General features: G+C 60.7%; 27 protein-coding genes. 22 read left to right on the top strand and 5 right to left on the bottom strand.

From position 1 onward, the window contains the following. Positions 1-16 precede the first annotated feature (16 nt). Positions 17-340 (top strand): hypothetical protein, encoded by a 324-nt coding sequence (locus tag ACEN9F_RS13515; RefSeq protein WP_413420536.1) that lies wholly within the window; start codon positions 17-19, stop codon positions 338-340. On the opposite strand, the gene ACEN9F_RS13510 is transcribed toward ACEN9F_RS13515, so the two are convergent. Further along, positions 330-713, bottom strand: a complete 384-nt coding sequence (locus ACEN9F_RS13510; protein ID WP_413420535.1) for a hypothetical protein — start codon at positions 711-713, stop codon at positions 330-332. The two genes, ACEN9F_RS13515 and ACEN9F_RS13510, sit on opposite strands and share 11 nt — an antisense overlap. 9 nt (positions 714-722) lie before the next feature. Then, on the bottom strand, positions 723-863 hold the full coding sequence (locus tag ACEN9F_RS13505; protein ID WP_413420534.1) for a hypothetical protein: 141 nt from the start codon (positions 861-863) through the stop codon (positions 723-725). 83 nt (positions 864-946) lie between these two features. Here ACEN9F_RS13505 and ACEN9F_RS13500 point away from each other — a divergent pair, with 83 nt between their 5' ends. Further along, positions 947-1,258, top strand: a complete 312-nt coding sequence (locus ACEN9F_RS13500; protein WP_413420533.1) for a hypothetical protein — start codon at positions 947-949, stop codon at positions 1,256-1,258. Between the two features lie 26 nt (positions 1,259-1,284). On the opposite strand, the gene ACEN9F_RS13495 is transcribed toward ACEN9F_RS13500, so the two are convergent. The 3 genes from ACEN9F_RS13495 to ACEN9F_RS13485 form a co-directional block, all read right to left on the bottom strand. Next, on the bottom strand, positions 1,285-1,506 hold the full coding sequence (locus ACEN9F_RS13495) for a hypothetical protein (RefSeq protein ID WP_413420532.1): 222 nt from the start codon (positions 1,504-1,506) through the stop codon (positions 1,285-1,287). Positions 1,507-1,644: 138 nt separating this feature from the next. Then, the gene (locus ACEN9F_RS13490) at positions 1,645-1,869 is read right to left on the bottom strand and encodes an Arc family DNA-binding protein (RefSeq protein ID WP_413420531.1); all 225 of its coding nucleotides are present in this window, start codon (positions 1,867-1,869) and stop codon (positions 1,645-1,647) included. Positions 1,870-2,172: 303 nt separating this feature from the next. Continuing rightward, positions 2,173-2,622, bottom strand: coding sequence for a helix-turn-helix domain-containing protein (locus ACEN9F_RS13485; protein ID WP_413420530.1), 450 nt, complete (start codon positions 2,620-2,622; stop codon positions 2,173-2,175). Between the two features lie 413 nt (positions 2,623-3,035). Here ACEN9F_RS13485 and ACEN9F_RS13480 point away from each other — a divergent pair, with 413 nt between their 5' ends. The 20 genes from ACEN9F_RS13480 (at position 3,036) to ACEN9F_RS13385 (ending at position 19,902) form a co-directional block, all read left to right on the top strand. Further along, positions 3,036-3,494, top strand: coding sequence for a YmfL family putative regulatory protein (locus ACEN9F_RS13480; RefSeq protein ID WP_413420529.1), 459 nt, complete (start codon positions 3,036-3,038; stop codon positions 3,492-3,494). A 23-nt stretch (positions 3,495-3,517) separates the two neighbouring features. Continuing rightward, a complete protein-coding gene (locus ACEN9F_RS13475) occupies positions 3,518-3,754 on the top strand; it encodes a hypothetical protein (RefSeq protein WP_413420528.1) in 237 nt (78 codons plus the stop codon). Then, positions 3,751-4,050, top strand: coding sequence for a hypothetical protein (locus ACEN9F_RS13470; RefSeq protein ID WP_413420527.1), 300 nt, complete (start codon positions 3,751-3,753; stop codon positions 4,048-4,050). Before ACEN9F_RS13475 ends, ACEN9F_RS13470 begins: the two co-directional genes overlap by 4 nt. After that, positions 4,047-6,632 carry a VapE domain-containing protein gene (locus ACEN9F_RS13465; protein WP_413420526.1) on the top strand — a complete coding sequence of 862 codons (2,586 nt, stop codon included), beginning with the start codon at positions 4,047-4,049 and terminating at the stop codon, positions 6,630-6,632. The genes ACEN9F_RS13470 and ACEN9F_RS13465 overlap by 4 nt, the downstream gene beginning before the upstream one ends. A gap of 262 nt (positions 6,633-6,894) precedes the next feature. Further along, positions 6,895-7,647, top strand: a complete 753-nt coding sequence (locus ACEN9F_RS13460; protein ID WP_413420525.1) for a hypothetical protein — start codon at positions 6,895-6,897, stop codon at positions 7,645-7,647. Positions 7,648-7,845: 198 nt separating this feature from the next. After that, positions 7,846-8,373: a hypothetical protein gene (locus ACEN9F_RS13455; protein ID WP_413420524.1), complete on the top strand. Its 528-nt coding sequence runs from the start codon at positions 7,846-7,848 to the stop codon at positions 8,371-8,373. After that, positions 8,370-10,397, top strand: a complete 2,028-nt coding sequence (locus ACEN9F_RS13450) for a phage terminase large subunit family protein (RefSeq protein WP_413420523.1) — start codon at positions 8,370-8,372, stop codon at positions 10,395-10,397. Before ACEN9F_RS13455 ends, ACEN9F_RS13450 begins: the two co-directional genes overlap by 4 nt. Further along, positions 10,394-10,675, top strand: a complete 282-nt coding sequence (locus ACEN9F_RS13445) for a hypothetical protein (RefSeq protein WP_413420522.1) — start codon at positions 10,394-10,396, stop codon at positions 10,673-10,675. Before ACEN9F_RS13450 ends, ACEN9F_RS13445 begins: the two co-directional genes overlap by 4 nt. Positions 10,676-10,745: 70 nt before the next feature. Next, positions 10,746-10,973, top strand: coding sequence for a DUF6148 family protein (locus ACEN9F_RS13440; protein ID WP_413420521.1), 228 nt, complete (start codon positions 10,746-10,748; stop codon positions 10,971-10,973). Position 10,974: 1 nt separating this feature from the next. Next, positions 10,975-12,597: a phage portal protein gene (locus ACEN9F_RS13435; RefSeq protein WP_413420520.1), complete on the top strand. Its 1,623-nt coding sequence runs from the start codon at positions 10,975-10,977 to the stop codon at positions 12,595-12,597. 12 nt (positions 12,598-12,609) lie between these two features. Continuing rightward, positions 12,610-13,002 (top strand): hypothetical protein, encoded by a 393-nt coding sequence (locus ACEN9F_RS13430; RefSeq protein WP_413420519.1) that lies wholly within the window; start codon positions 12,610-12,612, stop codon positions 13,000-13,002. Next, a complete protein-coding gene (locus tag ACEN9F_RS13425; protein WP_413420518.1) occupies positions 13,002-14,936 on the top strand; it encodes a hypothetical protein in 1,935 nt (644 codons plus the stop codon). The genes ACEN9F_RS13430 and ACEN9F_RS13425 overlap by 1 nt, the downstream gene beginning before the upstream one ends. Positions 14,937-15,078: 142 nt before the next feature. Continuing rightward, positions 15,079-16,392 carry a S49 family peptidase gene (locus ACEN9F_RS13420; RefSeq protein WP_413420517.1) on the top strand — a complete coding sequence of 438 codons (1,314 nt, stop codon included), beginning with the start codon at positions 15,079-15,081 and terminating at the stop codon, positions 16,390-16,392. A gap of 36 nt (positions 16,393-16,428) precedes the next feature. Further along, positions 16,429-16,767 (top strand): capsid cement protein, encoded by a 339-nt coding sequence (locus ACEN9F_RS13415; RefSeq protein ID WP_413420516.1) that lies wholly within the window; start codon positions 16,429-16,431, stop codon positions 16,765-16,767. Between the two features lie 44 nt (positions 16,768-16,811). Then, on the top strand, positions 16,812-17,744 hold the full coding sequence (locus tag ACEN9F_RS13410; protein WP_413420515.1) for a hypothetical protein: 933 nt from the start codon (positions 16,812-16,814) through the stop codon (positions 17,742-17,744). A 9-nt stretch (positions 17,745-17,753) separates the two neighbouring features. After that, on the top strand, positions 17,754-18,038 hold the full coding sequence (locus ACEN9F_RS13405) for a hypothetical protein (RefSeq protein ID WP_413420514.1): 285 nt from the start codon (positions 17,754-17,756) through the stop codon (positions 18,036-18,038). Positions 18,039-18,041: 3 nt separating this feature from the next. Continuing rightward, positions 18,042-18,326: a hypothetical protein gene (locus ACEN9F_RS13400; protein ID WP_413420513.1), complete on the top strand. Its 285-nt coding sequence runs from the start codon at positions 18,042-18,044 to the stop codon at positions 18,324-18,326. Further along, a complete protein-coding gene (locus tag ACEN9F_RS13395) occupies positions 18,323-18,766 on the top strand; it encodes a hypothetical protein (RefSeq protein ID WP_413420512.1) in 444 nt (147 codons plus the stop codon). The genes ACEN9F_RS13400 and ACEN9F_RS13395 overlap by 4 nt, the downstream gene beginning before the upstream one ends. Next, on the top strand, positions 18,763-18,927 hold the full coding sequence (locus ACEN9F_RS13390) for a hypothetical protein (protein ID WP_413420511.1): 165 nt from the start codon (positions 18,763-18,765) through the stop codon (positions 18,925-18,927). Before ACEN9F_RS13395 ends, ACEN9F_RS13390 begins: the two co-directional genes overlap by 4 nt. Positions 18,928-18,930: 3 nt before the next feature. Next, entirely contained in the window at positions 18,931-19,902 is a 972-nt protein-coding gene (locus ACEN9F_RS13385; RefSeq protein WP_413420510.1) for a phage tail tube protein, read from the top strand. The last annotated feature ends 26 nt before the right edge of the window (positions 19,903-19,928 follow it).

Below are 19,928 nucleotides of genomic sequence, written 5' to 3'. Positions count from 1 at the left end.
TTTATAAGGAGCTGCCATGAGACTGTTTCGCCAAGTTCACCTGCCTTACGTCATCCAGTCACTGGACGATGGTCGGCACATCGTTCTAAATCGCCTTTACAAGCCGCTCGGGATCGACACCAACGAACATCTCGATTACGCGACTGAGCCCAGCGCTATGAAAATTCATGGGCTCACTGCGGCAAAAGCTAGATCTTTGGCGCACGACGGCGATGCGGACATCGAGCAGATTTACCTTTACGACGATGGCTGCACACCCGATAGCTCGCCGGCAAACTGGGCTGCTTATTCCAAGCGCTTGCAGATTCTCTGCAAGCTCAAGGTGGGCGCTAAGCCTTAATACCTGCACGCGACATCGCGGTCCGGAATGGCATCGAACCAGGCAGCGGCTCGTTGGAGAACACAATTAGGTTGCCGGCGTAGCTGGTGCGCGTAACGTCATAGTCCACCGCCGCGCGCTTGCCGAAGAATTTGCACAGCGCCGCCGCGTTGCGGGTTTTTCCGCATCCCTGCGGGCCGTGGATGAACATGGCTCCGCCGGTGGGTGCTGGCCGCGCCCCGCGACTTTGTGCCACGCGCCCGGGCTTGCCGGCGGTGATGGTCGCCTTGGCCTTGGTTGCGGCTTCATTGAGCGGCATGCCGGCGGCCTGGAGCTTTGCTGCCAGTTTGGCGACGGCGGGCCGGCGCACTTCGTGGTCCATATGCTTGGTCATGGTGAATCCTTAGAGAGGTTTGACGGAAATGCCGCATGCACCAAAGTGCAGGGCGATGAAGTCGCCGACGTCGCCGCTGCCGGCACCGATGGCGTAGAACTTGAGGGGAGGGTGGCCCAGCTGGCGGACCGTGACGGAATAGGCGCTCATCAAGACATCCGCCCATCGCTGATTGTAAAAACCTTAATTTTTTGTGACAGAATAGGGTTCCCAATCACCCACGAGGAACGTCCATGACACAAATCGCCGAAATTCTGAAGTCGCTGCAATTGATCAAAAGCGCCGCTTTTGACGCAAAGGACGTCACCCAGAAAGCGGGCCTGTATGCGGCTGCTCGTTTTTTGCTGAACGATATGGAGGTCGACTTTGACCGCCACCCTTTGATTCCGAAGCTGCACGAGGAGCGTTTGCGGATCGAGCAATCGCTGTATCAAATGCTCGGTTACGCGGCCGGTCCAACCTTCCAGGACGGAAGCCATCAACTGGCACAGTGGGTAAACACGGCGATCATCGCGATCCAAAAAATCCATCCGGACCTGCGGTAATCTGACATTTTGGTGCGCGGCGCTGATCATGCCGCGTCTCCAACGATGTTAGCTGGTACGTAGTCAGCGTTGGTGCGTGCACTGCTGAGAGCGCGCAGTTGGGGACCCAGCGGCTCCTCTAAGAGGTCAAGCTCATTGGCCAGTGCCACGACGAAGAACATCGATCGCATGCAGGCGTCGTTCGGATAGCATTCGCGCGCATCGGCCGTGCACTTCTCCATCAGTTTCAGCATGTTTTTCGCGTTCATCCACATCTCCTCGAAAGTTCGAGGCGATTATTACATACGTATTTTTCAAAAACAATACATATGTAATTAAAAAGCGCGCGATTCCGCTAGCCGCGCAACGGCGTGGCGATCGTCACGGATCAGGAATGATTGTGTGAGCTAAATTTCGTCGAGCACTTTGCGAAGCATCTGCTTCAACTCTGCCAGTTCGGCGAGCACGGCGCTTGAATTGTCCTGCTGAAGGCGCGCGATAATCTCTGAGTTCGCGCTATGACCTGCTAGTTTCGCGGCCTTATGGATCGCTTCGTGTAGCTCTGGAGGTAGGCGCAGGTTGGTTTTCTTATACGTCTGTTGCGTTGATTTTTTGATGGGCGGATTCGTCATCGCCCAATTTTTCCATCGTGTCTGATTTTGCGGGTAAATCTGGCCCTATTTTGGTACTAAAAATGTGAGAATCTGTTACATTTCGCGTTAGAGATGATGCACTATTGGTGGTCTATTCAAGTGATGCAGAACCTAAGACTGTAATATAGTTAACACAGTGTAAACATTTGGTGCTTTCGTGAAATGAACAATCTAGACCGGTGGATTCAGGCGTACAAGGATATGGATCAGCGCCGACGAGAAGAAAATCTTGACTTGGCTGAAGCAGATGCCGTAGCACACCCAGAGATCCAGCGCCCTAAATTACGACTCGTTGCCAACGGCTCTCGCGGGGACCACCTTCGGGACGCGCGACGCGGCCCGCATAATTTTGTCTCGTCCGGCGTCATCGGTCCCGTGAAATAGGGTTAATAGTTCCAAATCCCGCGCGTCGACCCACATCAAACTAATCGGCGGTGGCGTCGGCGGTGCTGCCGGCGACGGAGCGGGCTGAGGTTCCAGGTCGCGCCAAATGCCATCCGGCGACAGTCCTTGAAATTTTCCGTCGTGTTCAACTGGAGATTCAAGGAATGGCTTACCTTTGCCCTCGGCGAGCCACTGAGGTTGGACATCTAGTGCTTCGGCAATCGCCACCATCCTTCGTGACGTCTTTGTACGTCCCGACTCTAAATGCGCAATATTGCCCTGCGAAACCCCCGCCTTCCCAGCTAGGTCCTGTTGGGTAAATTCGCGCCCGTGGCGCTGGCTCTTCATGGCGCGCGCCCAAATAAGTCTACTTTGTAGTGTGTTCATATTCCGATTGTAATAACAAACAATATTACATAGGTATTGCTGCTGAAAAATACGTATGTAATAATGCGGCCATGGATACCCAAAAAATCACGTTGGAACTGCTTGCGACCGGCCTTACGCAGCAGCAACTGGCAGACCGCGTTCCTTGTAGTCAACCTGCCATTAGTGCCTTTGCCAGTGGTCGGCGTGGCGCTCGTTTGGCCTATGCCACAGGCACACGATTGCTGGAGTTGCACGCTGAACTTTGTCCGCCAGATTCCGCGCGGGATAAACAGCTCTGATTTGCGAGCACTTCGTATTTCTGAAAATTCAATCATGTCGAATGGTAGCTGCGCCTACCGAAGACAGTAACCCCTGAAATCAAAGGAACTTCAATGGATGCGATGACGACCACCTATCAGGAAATGATCAAGGTGCACGGCTGGATCGGCACCTGCGCGCAGCTCAACATGACGCGCTCGCAGCTGGAGGCCCGCGTGTACGAAGTGAAAGGCAGCGGCATGCGTGTGTCGACTGCGCAGCTGCTGCAGCGCCTCTCCGGCACCACGCTGTTCGCGCAGGCTGTTGCGGCCGAGGCTGGCGGCGTCTTCATTGAAATGCCGGCGGGCGCGGCTGCGGATAAATCTGGACTGATGACGAAGTTCCTGGAGCTGCAGGTCGAGATCGGCGAACTCTCGAAAGCCTACACCGCTGCTATTGACGATTCCGTCATTGACAGCCGCGAGCGACGTGAGCTCGAGGAAATCGAGCAGCGCATGCACAAGACGGTCAGCGAGCTGATGGCGACCATGTTCGCGATGCACTGCCGCCAGCCTGCCGTCATCCCCGAATAATTTCCCCTTCCCCTGGAGACATCATGACCTTGCTTGCCGCAGGCCCCAACTATCTCATCGACATGCTGCTGGAAAAGTACAAGCTGAAGAACGATGCTGCCCTGGCGCGCGCCCTCAAGGTCGCACCGCCAGTGATCAGCAAAGTCCGGCATCTCCGCCTTCCTGTCGGTCCCTTCCTGATCCTGCGCATCCATGAAGTGTTCGGCACGCCGGTCGCGGACATCCGTGCCTGGGGTGGCCTGGTCGACCCGCGCGCATGAGCATCCGCATTCGTGCCAACGCCACCGAGGATCCGGTCAACAACCTCCATGTCCATCGTTACCCGGCAGAGTGGGCTCAGTTCAACCAAGCGCGGCGAATCTGCCAGATGGACAGCCAAGACGCGCGGCGCGCTTTTGTAGCGAACCTGCGCTTCAAGGAGACTCCACAGTACATGATCGACCTTGACGTCGAGGTCAGACGCCAGTGGCCGCTTCGGAAGGCGCCGCTCGTGATACCGCCGGCACTGGTCGCGCTCATGGAGCAATCGCAGCAATCTAACACGGTGGTTGAATGACAACGCTTGAGCAAGCAAAGATTCAGATAGAACTCAACGGTACGCTGCTGCCAGTCGGCCATCCGGTGTTGGACGGGAAGTTCCACCGGTACGGCCCAAAGAACAAGTATTGGTACAAGCTGCACGAGGTCATCACGAAATCCGGACAGCAGCTGGTTTTCGGCAGCTACGGCTTTTGGCAGGGCGATAACGAGAACACCGAGAATATCGCCATGGACTGGACCGACGTAACGCCGGAGGACCGCGCCAACGCGGAAGCGAAGCGCAGCGAGACCGAGCGCCGCGAGGCCGCCAAGAAGGCGCAGGAGGCCTCCAACGCGGCGATCCGCGCCGGCCAGCAGTGGCAGGCGGCGAGCCGCGAGGGCGAGTCGCCGTACGCGGCCCGCAAGCAGGTCACCGCGCCTGGTGTGCGCTATCAGCAGGATGGAACGATGTTGATACCGCTGGTGGTGCTGGAACGCGGCGAGCAGCCGCGCCTGGTCGGTCTGCAGAAGATCGACCCGTCCGGCGAAAAGCGGTATAACGCCGGCGTGGCGAAGCAGGGCGCTTGTTGCCCTGTAGGTCGTATCACCGAAGAAAACAGCGTTCTGTTCATCGCCGAGGGCTGGGCGACAGCACGGTCGATCAGTATGGCGACCGAGGGCGCGCTGGCCGGCTATGTCGCATTCGATGCCGGCAATATCCTGCCCATCGCGCAAATGGCGCGTTTGCTGTATCCCGACATGCACATCCTGCTGTGTGCTGACGACGACTTCCTGCTTGAGAAGCGCGCGGCGAGCTGGCTGCTGGAGAAGTGGAAGCTCGATTGCCCGGTTGTGATCGACGGTACAGAGCGCGTTTTCACAGCGACCGACGGCGCCAAGGTGAAGGTGCTGGCGACCTGGCGCAAGGATGCGCGTGGGGTGCCGTTCATCGAGATCGACGCGCGCGCCGGCCGCAAGGTGCAGACCGGTACCTTCGCAAACGCCGGCCTGGCCCGCGCCACGGAGGCGGCCCGCGCCGTCGGCAATGCATCGATCGTCTGCCCGCGCTTCTCTGCGCGTGGCGACAACAAGTGGACCGATTTCAACGACCTGCACGTGCATGAATCTCTCGATGCTGTGCGCGGGCAACTGGCCGCCGCGATCATGGCTGCCTTCGCCGTCGCTGGCGACGATGAGCAGAAGGCCGAGGTGGCCGCAGCGCAGGCTTCCGCCACGCCGGCGAGCAACGTCGTCCCGCTGTCCACGGGCAATAAGAGTAAAAAGAAAACCGGCGCGACCGCCGCTGGCGCAGCGCCAGGGGCAGGAGAGCCGCCTGAATGGCCTGGTGGTGGTGATGGTGAACCTGCAGGTGAGCAGGATCGTGACTGGATTCGCAACTTGGCGCGAGCGGAGAAAAGCGGCGCCGTGCTGCCCACGCTCTCCAACGTCTACATGATTCTGGACAACCACTCAAAGTGGAACGGCGTCATCGCCTACGATGAATTCAGCGGCGTGGTGGTGAAGCTGAAGAACCCGCCGTTCGCCGGCGCCGAGCTGGGCGAGTGGTCCGACATGGATGACCTGCGTTGCACCCTGTGGATGCAGCAGAAGTTCGGCTTTGCACCGCGTCAGGACGTGGTGATGGGCGCGGTGCTGCTGATTGCGGACCTGCACAAGTACCACGTCGTGCGCAACTATCTCAACGCGCTGCAGTGGGATGGCCAGCCGCGGCTGAAGCGATGGCTGGTCGACCGCCTCGGCGCGCAGGACATCCCGTACAACGAAGTGGTGGCCCTCAAGTGGCTGGTGGCGGCCGTGGCCCGCATCTACAAGCCTGGCTGCAAGGCCGACAACGTGCTGATCCTGGAAGGCGATCAGGGTATCTACAAATCGACGGCGCTAAAGGTGCTGGGCGGCGAGTGGTTCACCGACGCGCCATTCCGGCTTGGCGACAAGGATGCTTACATCGTCATCAGGGGCAAGTGGCTGGTGGAGCTGGCCGAGCTCGACTCGTTCAACAAGGCCGAATCGACCGGTGCAAAGCTGTTCTTCGGCCAGTATGTCGACCGGTATCGCAGCCCATACGGCAAGCGAGCCATCGACGTGCCGCGCCAGCAGCTTTTCGCGGGCACGACGAACAGCGACGCCTACCTGAAGGACGACACCGGCAACCGGCGCTACTGGCCGGTGAAGGTGACCAGGATCGATCTGGAAGGACTGAAGGCCGAACGCGACCAGATCTGGGCGGAGGCGGTGCACGAGTTCCGCGCCGGCACCGAATGGTGGCCGACATCGGCGGAGAAGGACATGTTCGAAGAGCAGCAGGATGAGCGCTATGTGGGCGACGCCTACACCTCGCTGATCAACGCCTGGCTGGTCGGCAAGAACAGCACCACCATGACGGAGATCCTCGGCGAGTGCCTGAAGCTGGACACCGCGAAGTGGACGCGTCCGGAGCAGCAGCGGGTGGGCCGCTGCATGTCGGAGATTGGCTGGACACGGGTCAAGGCAAGCAAGGCAGTGGCCGGCAAGCGCGAGTGGTCCTATAAACGGCCTGAGGAAGGTGGGCAACCAGCGCCTGCCCATGCGCAGCAGGAGGACGACGATGAGCCGTACTGAGATCAAAGACCCAATGTCCCATATCGCTATTCATCGGGACGGGACATTGGGACGCCGCTCAGCTATGGGACGTCCCAATGTCCCAATGTCCCAACGACCCAACGCCGCACATGCATGCGTGTGCGCAAGCGGGCGAGCGCGTATGTGCGTGTGATGTGCGTGGGCGTGCGCGTGTGCGCGCACGTCATCAACCTCTATCTCATTGGGACATTAGGACATTGGGACATAGAGAGATAGCCAGGAATGTAGAGGAGTAGTCAAGATGGCGGTAAATGTTCAAGAAGCGATAGCGTCGATCACAGCGCTGTGCACAGCTGGGCCGAAACAGGTGACGTTTGCAACGCGAGTTGCGCTGACCAGGACCGCGAAGCGGGCGGCCGATGCCGAGGTCAAGGAGATGCGCGACGTTTTCCGCAATCCGACGCCTTATACGCTGGGTGGCGTCTACGTGCTGCCCGCCACTAGCAACAGGCTTCAGGCTGAAGTCAAGCTCAAGGATGATGCTACCAAGGCGGTGCCCGCTGCTCGATATCTCGCGGCCCAAGTAAGTGGTGGACAGCGCCAATTGAAGCGCTTCGAACGCGCCCTTCAGTCGGTAGGCGCTATGCCTAATGGATTCCGTGCCGTACCAGGTCAAGGCGCCAAGCTTGATGGCTTCGGCAACATGAGCCGAGGCCAGATCGTTCAAATTCTCGCGTTCTTCCGCGCGTTCCCTGAGATGGGCTACAAGGCCAACATGACCGACAAGGGCCGGGCACGGTTGGCGCGCGGCTCGAAGCGGCAGCAAGGCTTCGCTTATTTCGTCGGCAGCCCGGGCGATCGCCTGCCGCTCGGGATCTATCAGCGCACGCGCTTCTACGGCGGCGACGCCATCAAGCCTGTGATGCTGTTCGTGCGGTCCGCTGTGTATGAGGCCATCTACGACTTCGAGTACGTGGTCGAGCAGACGGTCAAGAACGAGTTCGCGGGCGAGTTCGCAAAGGCGTACATCCAAGCCATCGAGACCGCGCGATGATGCTGTGCGGAAACGTATTCACTATGGAAACATTGTCCAATGACAAGGCTGTGCTTCCATGCAACGTTTCCATATTGAAATGTTTCTTTAAGGTACCTCTAGCCATAGGGCGTGGCACGGGTAATTCGAACCCCGTCAAAGCGCTAGCCACAGCCGGAATAATTTCCTGACATATATCCTGACACCTCCATATTACGCATGCCGAACCTGACAAAAATCGCCGACTGGGCCAAGACGCTGGGAATATCCCGCCAGCAGGGCTATGCCGCCATCGACCGATGCGAGATCCCGGTCACCGACGGTAAGGTCGACCTGGAATATGCGACGGTCCTTTACAAGCGACACACGCGCGCACGCGCCGGCAAAAACAGCGCGTCTTCGGCTTCGCCAGAAAACGACGATCCCGCTAGCGCAGGGACAGGCTACGAGACGAGTCGGGCGCGGCGCGAGGCTGCGGAGGCGGAGATCTCGGAGATCAAGCTGGCGGAGATGGCGGGTAAGTATCTGCTGAAATCCGACGTCGACGCCGCAGTCTATGAGGTCGCGCGCGCGCTGCGCGACGGCCTGACGAATTGCGCGCGGCGAATCGCGGGCGACGTGGCCGGTCTGGCCGACGCCGGCGCATGCGAGGAAGTGATCGAACGCGAGCATCGCCAGCTGCTGGAGAGCATGACCCACGCGTTTACCGCCCAGGTCGGTGTGTCCGCGGAGGGCATGGACGAATGACGCCAGCTAGCGACATCGTCTGCGGCGCCGTGGCGCGCGGACTCCAGCCGGATCCGAACATGACGGTCGACGAGTGGAGCGATCGCTACATGATCATTCCCAAGTCCAGCGGAGCGAACGAGTACGGAAAGTACCGTACCAGCCGGACGCCGCACGCGCGCCGGGTCATGCAGGTCCTGTCCGACAATCACCCGTGTAAGAGGGTGGTGTTGATGGGGGCATCGCAGATGCTCAAAACTCAGGTGGGCCTGAACTGGTTCGCGTGCAGCGTCCATCAATCCCCGTCAAACTTCCTATGGATACTGCCCACTGGCAAACTGCAAAAGCGCACCAGCACGCGCGTGAGCAAAACGATCGAAGCGGTGCCGGAGTTGAGGGAACGAGTCGCAGCGCCGCGATCGCGCGACTCGGTCAACACCATGGACACCAAGGAGTACATCGGTGGTGCGCTGACCATCGTGACCGCCGGCGCCGCAGCGAACTTATCCGAGCTGCCGGCGCGCCGTGTGCTGTTCGACGAGATCGACCGGGCCGTGCAGAACGTCGACGGCGAGGGCTCGCCGGTCGCGCTGGCCGAGGCGCGGCAGACGACGTTCGAACGCAACCGCAAGGCCTATTATCCGAGCTCGCCCACCATCGAGGACGAGTCGCCCATTGCCGAACTCTACGCGCGTGGCACACAAGAGGAGGCGCTGGCCGATTGCGTGCATTGCGGAGCGGCGCAGCCGCTGGTGTTCGAACGCCTGAAGCTCTCGGAAGACGGCCAGGTCGCGATGTACCCTTGCAGCGATTGCGGGGCGATGATGTATGAGGCTGACAAGAACCGCATGTTCGCGCGCGGCGCGTGGTCCGACGGCGTCGCCGGCGACGGCGAGACGGTGAGTCTGACGATCAGTGGGATGTTCTTGCCGTACGGCTGGGTGCCGTGGCTGGTGCTGATGAAGGAATACAAGGCCGCTAAGACTGCGCTCGATGCCGGCGACGACACGTTGATGATCACCTTCTACAACACACGACTGGCACGCGTGTGGGCGCGCGCCAAGGAAAAAACCAAGCACGAGGACCTGATGAAGCGCGCGGTCATTAGCGGCTATTCACTAGGCAAGGTGCCGGCGGGCGGCATGGTGCTGACGGCAGCAATTGATACCCAAGGGGATCGCCTGGAATTCAAGGTTGTCGCTTGGGGCGAGGGGATGGAGAACTGGGTTGTCGATTACCAGATCGTGCACGGCGATCCAGCGGAGGACGCCACCTGGAAGAAGGCGTTGCAACTGCTGCAGGGCCAGTATCGCCACGCCGGCGGCGAGATCCTCGGCATCGACGGCGCATTCGTGGATTCAGGCGGCTCGCACACGCAGGAAGTCTACAACTTCGCGTACACGCAGCGGAGAAACCACGTGTTCGCGATCAAGGGGGCATCGCGCCCGAATCGACCGATCATCAGTTCGAAACCGACGCTGGTCGACGTCAACCCGCGCGGGAAGGTCGAGAAGCACGGCGCCCAACTGTGGTTCGTCGGAACCGACACCGCCAAGGACTACCTCACCAACCGATGGAAGATCGTCGACGGCCCGGGTGCCACGCACTTCGCCAGCAACCTCACCGAGGACTACTTCAAGCAACTGACTTCGGAGTTCCGCGTCACCAAATACCGACGCGGCCACAAGTTCAGCAGCTGGGACAAGAAAGCCGGCGACCGCAACGAGGCCCTGGATTTGATGGTCTACAACCTGGCGGCCGCCCACCACCTGGGCCTGCACAAAAAGAGCGAGCTGTATTGGCAGAACATGCGCGCGCGGCTGAACCCGGCAAATCTGGACTTGTTCAAACAGGCGGAACCGGAGCATGTGCCGGCGGGCGCGCCAACGGAAACCATTGTCGCGCACCAGGTAGCCGAGCAGACACCGGACGAGGCCGTGGCCGGTGCGGCGCCGGCCACGTCCCTGCCGCCGGCACCGCGCGCGGCAGCCCGCGTGGCCGGCGGACGCATTTCGCTTAAAGGAACCAGGCGGGGTGGTGCATGAACCTCGATCCGGATCCGGATATCGTCGAGATCATCCTTCGGGCGTGCAGGGCGGAGGGGCTCGACGCCGACGTCGCGCATCTCATCGAAGCGAAGATCAGGGCGGAATACGGCGGCTTGCGGGTTCGGATTCCCAAGCGTAAGAAGCACCTCACACGCATGGAGCGCGCGCAGGCATTTGCCGACGGTGCGACAGAGATGTCCACTGAAGAGGTGACTGCGAAGCACGGCATCAGCCGCGCCTCGCTCTATAGGCTCATGAAGAAGGGCGGCGAATAACGTCTCAATTTGCCCTGTTTTCGTCCCCGTAGTTCCCATAGAGTTCCAGCTGGTCACGAAAGGAATCTCAATGGCAGGAATTACGCTACAACTCGCGCAGGCGCAGCTCGAAAGTTACCTTGCGGCCGAGACCGCCGCCCTCGCAGGCCAGAGTTACGAGATAGCAGGCAGGAAGCTCACGCGTGCCGATCTCGCCACAATCCAAACCGGCATCACCCTGTGGAACCGGCGCGTCGGCGAACTGGCCAGCCGGGCAACGGGCCGTGGCCGCAGCCGCACCTTGGTCCCGGGCGGCTAATATGGGCGACCGATTTAATCCATTCGCCCAGCAAAACATACTGGACAAGGTAATAGCGTACGTCTCGCCGAAGATTGCGATGCAGCGCATGTCGGCACGCGCGCAGCTGGCCGTGGCTGGCGGCTATACCGGCGCCCGCCTCGATCGCACCGCACTGAATCGGTACCTGCCGATGGGCGGATCGCCCACCGCCGACATCATCCGCGACCTGCCAATGTTGCGCAGCCGCAGTCGCGATCAGATGCGCAATGCACCGGTTGCCCTGGGTGCCCTCAACACGAAGGTCAGCAGTGTGGTTGGAACCGGGCTCACGTATACGCCATCGATCAACGCCGAATTGCTTGGGCTTTCCGAAGAGGAGGCTGAGGATTGGAGCGTAGTGACGAAGGCGAGATTTGACGCTTGGGCGAACTCGCCCGATTGCTCGCTGGATCGCCGACTGAATTTCTACGGCATCCAAGACCTGAGTTACCGCTCGACTTTGGAGAGCGGTGACAACTTCTTGCTCACACCGCGCGTCACCCGCACTGGCAAGGAGCCGGTACTCGCGCTTCAGATCATCGAGGCGGACCGCGTTTCGAACCCAAACAAGGGAGCTAACACGGACACGCTCATCGATGGCATCGAGCTCAGTCCGGAAACTGGTGAGACCGTCGCCGTGCATATCTCGAAGAGGCATCCTGGTGACGGTGCCGGCAACAACACCTGGGAACGTCGCGTGGTGCGCGGCGATAGCACCGGCCGCCTGAACGTCATCCACCTGTTCGATGTCATCCGCCCTGGCCAGGTGCGCGGCGTCCCGTGGATCGCACCAATTATCGAGCCGTTGAAGCAATTGGGTCGCTGGAGCGATGCGGAGTTAAATGCTGCGGTGGTGAGCGGCATGTTCAGCGTCTTCATCAAGATGGACCCGGAAGCGTTTCAGGACATGTTCGACGAGGATGCTCAGGGCACGATCGTCAGCAAGGCGAGCGACTGGAGCGGCGAGATGGAGTCCGGCAAGGCCATCAATCTGCTGCCTGGCGAAGAGGTGCAGACGACAACACCTGGGCGCCCCAATCCTGCGTTCGACCCATTTTGGACGGCGATGGTACGCCAGATCGGCATGGCCCTGGAGATGCCGTTCGAGGTGTTGACGATGCACTTCCAAAGCAGCTACAGCGCCGCGCGCGCCGCACTGCTGATGGCTTGGAAGGCATTCCGTCGAAACCGCGACCGGCTGTCCACGTACCTTTGCCAGCCTGTATTGGAACTGTGGCTCGCTGACGAGGTGGCCACTGGACGCATCCGCGCTCCAGGCTTCTTTGCTAGCGATCTGATTCGCGCTGCCTGGTGCGGCGCCGTGTGGACCGGCGATGGTCCTGGCAGCATCGATCCCGGCAAGGAAGTCGATGCTGCGGAGAAGCGCATCGCGCTGAATATCAGCACGAAGGACGCCGAAAGCATCGCTTACGACGGCTTGTCGTGGCAAACCAAGCACAAGCAGCGAGTCAAGGAAATACGTGCGGAGCAGCGCGACGGCATCTATACGCCGCCAGGTGCGCCAACTGCGAAGACGCCACCTCATCCCGATGCTGAGACGCCAGCCGCTCCAAACGATTCGAGAACTACCACCACAGCATAGCGAGGACCCATCATGGCCCCTGATTTTAAAAAGCTTACCTACACCACGGTCTATCAGGATGTGGGGCCAATCGCCGTCACGCTGACGGCCGGCACTGCCGCAGCCGTGATAGCCACCTTCGACGTCACGCCGCTGAGCCGACTGACGATTTCGGTTGCAGTCACCGTCGCTGCCTTGACTGGCTTTGAGGTATGGGCGCGTGGTGACCGCAACGCCAAGTGGATCCCTTTGGCGCTGAGCCAGGTCGAGGCATATGGCCGCGATGACGCTGGCACGGATGTGACAACGACTCCTGCCGGCGCAAGTGGCTTCGTTCAGCTGGTGGCTTTGGGCTGGTCCGAAGTGCAAATCCGTGCCAAGTCAGCTGGCGCGGCAGCGTTGACCATCACCGCAGGAGGCAAATAATGGCGGCCGTCGTCAATACGGGCAAGGGTGGAACGGCCGCAGCGACCCTGACTGGAATATTCACCCTCGATCAGACGATCACTGCGACGCTGCCGGCCGGCGTCATCGGCACGCTGCAGTTCACGCGCTCGACAATCCCGGTGCCGCCGGCGGCGCCTGTCAAGACGCCGATCTCTGGTGCTGTAGCCAACGCGGTCAATTCGCTGACGTATCAGATCCAGGCGGGCGATGTCGGCTTTGTCGTCGGATGCGATGCGTCGAACCAGGTGACGCCGGCTGTAGGTGTGGCCGTGTCGGCGTACGTACCCGTGACTAAGCTGCTTTCCGCCAGCACGCGCGGAAAGATCCCATTCACCACCGGCCAGTTTTCCACCGCGTTCCCAGTCAAGTACTACCGTGGCTACGACAAGAGCAACGTCGCCGTGGCCAATCCTCGGCCGACGATCTTGCACGGGTATGTTGTTGGGGTGACCGGGGAAGAACGTGGCTGCAACCCGACGCTGCCGTCCACCACCACCGTGGCGTATGAATATTCGCAACTGAGAAACATTACCGGGCGAGGGGAAGATCAAAGTGGCGCCACACTGGTGCTGGCCACGTTCAACCTCACGGCTGCGGATGCGGACTTCATCGCTGCTGGCGGCAGCGTCACTGGCGGCGGCTACGTGGCGAATGTCCCGGAAGGCTGGAAGCTGCGGCCCGATCCGATGCCTGCCTTGGCTGCGGGGGAAGCCTATTTCCACCAGCTGAAGATCAAGGGCGCTAACTTGGTACGCCATCCGGCGAATATCAGCAGCCACGCGACTGGCATGGGCGATTTGATCTACAACGCGGCCGGAGAGGCAGGCCCGGGCGCAACAGGCGACCTGATTCGCGCCAAGAACTGGACGGGGGTTCCAGCCCCCAGTAAATTCGGTGCCATTCTGGCGCCGTGGATGGTGCTGGGCGACGGCGACCCGTCGATTCCCGTCTTCGGTATCAATGGCGACTCTATCGAGAACGGTGTCGCCGGCGACGCGACTCTCGCATTGACGTCAGAGGACCTGGGCGACGCGGATGGCGTCCAAAACTACGCCAAGCGCGGGCTGAACATGGCCGGAAAATCCTTCATCGACGCCTCCGTTTCCGGCTCCAACATACGAAACATGCGCGACAGCTTCCCAGCGACGCAAAACGGCTGGCGTATGCAGGCCATGCAATTGTGCGACCACGTGTTCACTGGCCTAGGAAAGAATGACCGCTCCAGTGGTCACTCTTACTACGACGCCGCCGGTCTCGGCACGCTGACCGAATGGATGACCACTCTGTTGCGGAGCAAGATCAAGCCAGGCGGCAAAGTCTATGGCTTCACGTTCCCACCTGCCACGAACTGCACCGTCGCCAACACCGCGATCACCAGCTCGGGAACCACGGCAACGGCAACGACAGGGTCCACTGCCAACATGGTCAGCGGCGCTCCGCATACGATCGCTAGCGCGACTCCGGCCGGCTTCAACCAGCTCAATGCGGTCTGCACGGTCATCGGCCCGACGCAGTACACCTACCAGATCGCCGACCTGGCGGGTGCTTCGGCATCCGTTCCCGGCACCTGGGCGGACGGCTGGAAGACGGAGGCCAACCAGACACCAAAGAACGGCGACGCCACTTGGCCATCCTTGGGCGAGGCGGCGCTGACCGGGCAGCAGCACACCTACAACGACCGGACTATGCGGCGCGGAACCTACGCCAGTCTCGATTACGGCGGCGCCGCAAAGGAGTACGACGGTGCCTTCGACTTCTCTGCGTTCGCCCAGGGCACCAACGGTGGGCTGGCGGGTGTCAACGGCACGCGCTACTGGAAGTATGACGACGGCACACATCCGAAAGACGACTCCGTCCACGTGCCGGCCGCGTCGGCGTTTGCGGCTCAAGTCCTGGCGTGGTTCCCGGCGTGAGGTTGGTCTCGATGGTAGTGAATACCGGAGCTGATCCGCCGAACGTCGTGGTTACCCGATGCGGGAGTTGTCTCAATTTGCCCTGTTTTCAGCTTGGTCGAATCAGTAGAGTTCAGGCTCAAGTCCACATTTCGAGCCACAGATGAATATCTTCGATGTCCTTAACGCACCATGGGCGATTGAGCCGAGCAAGCTGATTGAGCTGCACGCGATCTATGGCGCGCACGTACGTGGCGAGCATATCGACATAGAGGCAGTCGAGAAGCGTCTGGGCCGGCCGATGGCGAACGAGCAGAAGGACTACGAGATTGTCGATGGTGTAGCTGTCGTACCGATCAACGGCGTCATCGCCAAGAAGATGAACATGTTCAGCCAGATCTCGGGCGGCGCCAGCAGCCAACTGGCGATGCGCGCGATCGATGGCGCAAAGCGCGACCAGGCCGTGCACAGCATCATGCTTCACTACGATAACTGCCCTGGCGGCACCGTCGACGGCACGGAATTGTTTGCCAATGCGGTCAAAGAAGCACGTAAGGTCAAGCCTATCGTCGCCTTGGGGGCTGGCATGATCGCGAGCGCGGGCTACTGGAGCGGCAGCGCCGCACAGAAGGTCTACATCGTTGACGGCACCACGGCCGTCGGCTCGATCGGCGTGGTCGCCGCACACAAGGATATCAGCGCAGCTGAAGCAGCGCGAGGCATCAAAACCACCGAGATCAGCGCTGGAAAATTCAAGCGCATCGCCAGCCAATATGGCCCGCTCTCCGATGAAGGCCGCCAATCCATTCAGGATCAGCTGGACTATATGTATTCGCTGTTTGTTGGCGCCGTCGCCGACCACCGCAGTGTCGCTCCTGAAAAGGTGCTCGCGGATATGGCCGACGGCCGGATCTTCACTGGTCAGCAAGCCGTCGATGCTGGACTTGTGGACGGGATCATGACCTTCGACGCGCTGATCGCGAAACTGAACGACGACCGCCAGCAGGGCGGCCGCGTGTTTGTACCTGGCCGCGCACCTGCGGCATCCACCACCACCATCCCCAAGGGAGAAAACATCGTGACCCCAGAAGAAATGAAAGCCGCACATCCGGCTGTCGTGCAAGGTTTTATCGCCGAAGGTGCCGCTGCGGAGCGCGCGCGTATTCAGGCCGTCGAAAGCCAACTGATTCCTGGACATGAGGCACTGATTGCCGGCATGAAGTTCGATGGAAAGTCCACTGCGGGCGATGCCGCGCAGGCCGTGCTGGCTGCCGAGCGCACCAGCCGCGAAGCACACGCTCGTGCTTCCGCTGCTGACGCGCCTCTGCCAGTGGTTCAGGTTCCCGCTGCCGTTCTGCCCGCAGCGCAGGAGCAGGAGCCTTCCCGCCAGGAACTGGACGCGAAGGCTAAAACCCACATGGCCGCCAACCCGGGCATGACCTACGTCGCTGCGTACAAAGCGGTCGGCGGCAAGTAGTAGCGTTTTTAACATTTCAATATCGAGGAGTAAATCATGGCAGCAGTTGGCATCAAAATCTTGACCCTGTCAGTGGTAGCAACTGCTGCCTTGTCCGCAAACCGTGCCGTCACCGGCACTGGCGCAGTTCCAGCGGCCGGCGCGCGCTGCTTGGGCGTGACCGATTTCGCAGCCGCCATCGGCGAGCGTGTATCGGTTGGCGTCCAGGGCACCATGCCTGGCGAAGCTGGCGCCGCGTTCGCAGCTGATGCGGCGCTGGAGCTGGACGCTGTAGGGCGGTTCATTACCAAGGCATCGGGTGTCACCGTGGGGCGGGCCATCACCGCCGCCGTCGGCGCTGGCAGCTTGGCTGAGATTCTGCTCATTCCGAACTGATTCTCTCACCCAAACAACATAACTAAGGAATCAACATGGGCCAAATGAACAACTCCCAAGCGCGCGTCATCGATCCGGTACTGACCAGCGCGGCGCAGGGTTACACCAATAACGAATTCGTGGGCGGTGCACTGTTCCCGCTGGTGCCGGTCGCGCAGCGCGGCGGCAAGATCGTCCAGTTCGGCAAAGAAGACTTCATGCTGTACGCGACCGGCCGCTCGCCCGGCCAGAATACCAAGCGCGTGCAGTTCGGCTACCTCGGCGCGTCGTACACGCTTGAAAGCCACAGCCTGGAAGGCGTCTTGCCGATCGAGACCATGCAGGAGGCCAGCGCTGTCCCGGGCATCGACATGGGCGTCACCACGGTGAACAAAACCCAGAACATCATCGCACTGCGCCTGGAGAAACAGCGCGCCGACGTCGCTCGCGACGCGTCCAAATACAGCGCCTCCAACAAGGTAACGCTGTCCGGAACGTCGCAGTGGAGTGATTTCAGCGGCGTGAGCGATCCGGTCGCCAACATGGAAACCGGCAAGGAAGCCGTGCGCAAGAAAATCGGCAAACGGCCAAACGTCGCGGTAATCGGCGCCGCTGTACTGGCGATGCTGAAACAGCATCCGAAGATCATCGAACGCACGAAGTACACCGGCCGCGACGTTCCGACGCTGGAGCTGTTGGCCCAATTCTTCGGCCTGGCAGCGGTTCTGGTTGGCGATGCGGTTTATGCGGATGATGCCGGTAATTTCTCCGATGTGTGGGGCAAGGACGTCGTGCTCGCTTACGTCGAGATCGGCACGCTGGCCGAGCAAGGCAAGCCGTCCTACGGCTACACCTATCAGCTGGACGGCTATCCACTCGTCGAAGAGCCGTACTACGACCGCAACACCAAGAGCTGGATCTATCCGGTGACGGATGAAGTTGCTCCAGTGGTCGCGGGCGCCGACGCAGGCTATCTGATCACCAACGCTGTTGCATAAGGGGTGGACATGAAAATTCTCATTACTTCCCCCGTGAACCATGATGGCGAGTCGTTGGAGATCGGCGCCACGCCAAATGTGTCGGACCGGCAGGCCAGGGCGCTGATCGCCGCAGGTTCCGCCGAGCCATACTCCGGCAAGGAGAAGGCCGACAAGGACAGCGGCAAACCCGGCAACGAGCCTAGAACCCCTGCTGGTGGCGGCAAGGCCGAAGGCGGTAGCGATACCCCGGCTGGCGACAAGTCCGATGTCAAGCCCGATACCCCGGCCGGCACCGATCAGGACGGCAAGTAAGTCATGATCGGTGATGACCTGACCCCGTTTTTCGTCGCCGGCGAGTTCTCGCATGGCGGCGACCTGCTGGGCGGCGTCGCGGTCGCGGGCATTTTTGACAGTGCTTATGTTCGCGCCGGCGGAGGGTTGGGTATGTCCAGCATTCACCCGGCCTACTCCATGGCGTCTGCCGCCGTGCCGGCCGAGCCGATCGGCCAGCTTCTGACCCACAAGAGCATCAACTACAGCGTGGTTGATCTCGAGCCGGATGGCACCGGCCTGACCGTGCTGATCCTGGAGGTTTCATGATGGCCACGACCTTTTCCGGAATTGTCGGCGCCGTAATTGAACTGCTCGGACAGGCGCCAGCCGTTTCGCCGAATATTTATCGTGCCCGCGACCGCGCGATTCCGAAGCAGAACGAAACGGCGGTCACGGTCTTATGGGATGGCGCAATGCCAACTCCTGGCGCCATCGTCAACGCCCCGGTCGACTGGCAGACACGCGTTGTGGTCGAGTGCTATGCGCGATCGACCGACACGGGTGGTGATGAGGCGGTCGACCCGCTGTTGCTGGCGGTCTATGACCGCATGGCGTCGGATACCACCTTAGGCAATCGCGTATTCGATATCGGTTCCCCCGCGCTGGAGGCGGAGTACGGCGCCGATGGCGAAAAGACCGGCTGGGTACGCATGACCTACGTCGTTAGACACCGTACGAAAAACTCAACCTTGGAGGTAACTTTATGAGCAGTAAGAAAACCGCCGATTCGGCAGCAGCGCCAAACGGCGTCGTGGTCGCAGATCAGCAGGAAGAGCCGCAGCAGGGCGGAAGCTATACCCGCACGCCGGAGACCGGAGCGATCAGCCGGACCTCGGTGCCTTCAGCAGATCAACCCGTTCAGGAGTAAGCCATGACCCGTCTTATCCGCAACACCGCGATCCTGGTCAAGTTGGAAACGACCTACGGCCAGGATGCATTGCCGTCCGGCGCCGCGAACGCGCTGCTGGTCAGCAACCTGTCCATCAATGTGCTGAACGCACAGAACGTCGCCCGCGACGTCGTTCGACCGTACCTTGGCAATTCGGAGCAGCTGGTCGGCACCCGGTACAAAGAAGTCGGCTTTGATGTCGAACTGGTCGGTTCCGGAACGCCAGGTATCGCGCCAGCATGGGGCCCTTTGATGCGCGCCATCGGCTTTGCAGAAGTGCTGACCGCAACGACCCGTGTCGACTATACCCCCGTGTCAACGAGCTTCGAATCCGTTACGGCCTACTGGTTCGATGACGGGGTGCTCCACAAGCTTCTCGGTGCGCGCGGCACAGCGTCACTGAAAATGAGCGTCGGTGAGATACCAAAGCTCAGCTTCAAGTTTGTCGGCATCGATGGCGGTGACACGGCGCTGGCCGCTCCGTCCACGACGTTGGACGCGTGGCGCGTACCGCAGGTTGTGGTCGACGCCAACTCCGGCGACCTGACCTTCGGCGCCACGCACGCGGTCGGCATTGCGCCGGCGCTGGTCACCGGCACGACCTATCCGAGCGAAGGTCTCACGGTCGACTTCGGGATCCAGACGCCATTCCAGTCCTTGCTGGGCGGCGAGTCCGTGCCGATCACCGATCGCAAGGTCACGGGCTCCATCAAGTTGGAGCTGACCGCCGCTCAAGAGGTGGCGATGATGGCCGACGTCAAAGGCGCAGCACTGACCAGTATCGGGCTGCAACACGGCACGGTGGCCGGCGACAAGGTGCTGATCTTCATGCCGGCCGTGCAGCGTACCGATCCAACCAAGGAAGACAAGAACGGCAACCGGATGATCGGCTACAAGCTGAACATCAGCCCTAAAACCGGCAACGACGAAATCCGCATCGTCACCAGCTTCTAATCGGCGCAAGCCATTCATTGAAAGTC

Source organism: Duganella sp. CT11-25, assembly GCF_047302815.1.
Lineage (GTDB): Bacteria > Pseudomonadota > Gammaproteobacteria > Burkholderiales > Burkholderiaceae_D > Rugamonas.
This window is presented reverse-complemented; position numbering and strand designations above follow the sequence as displayed.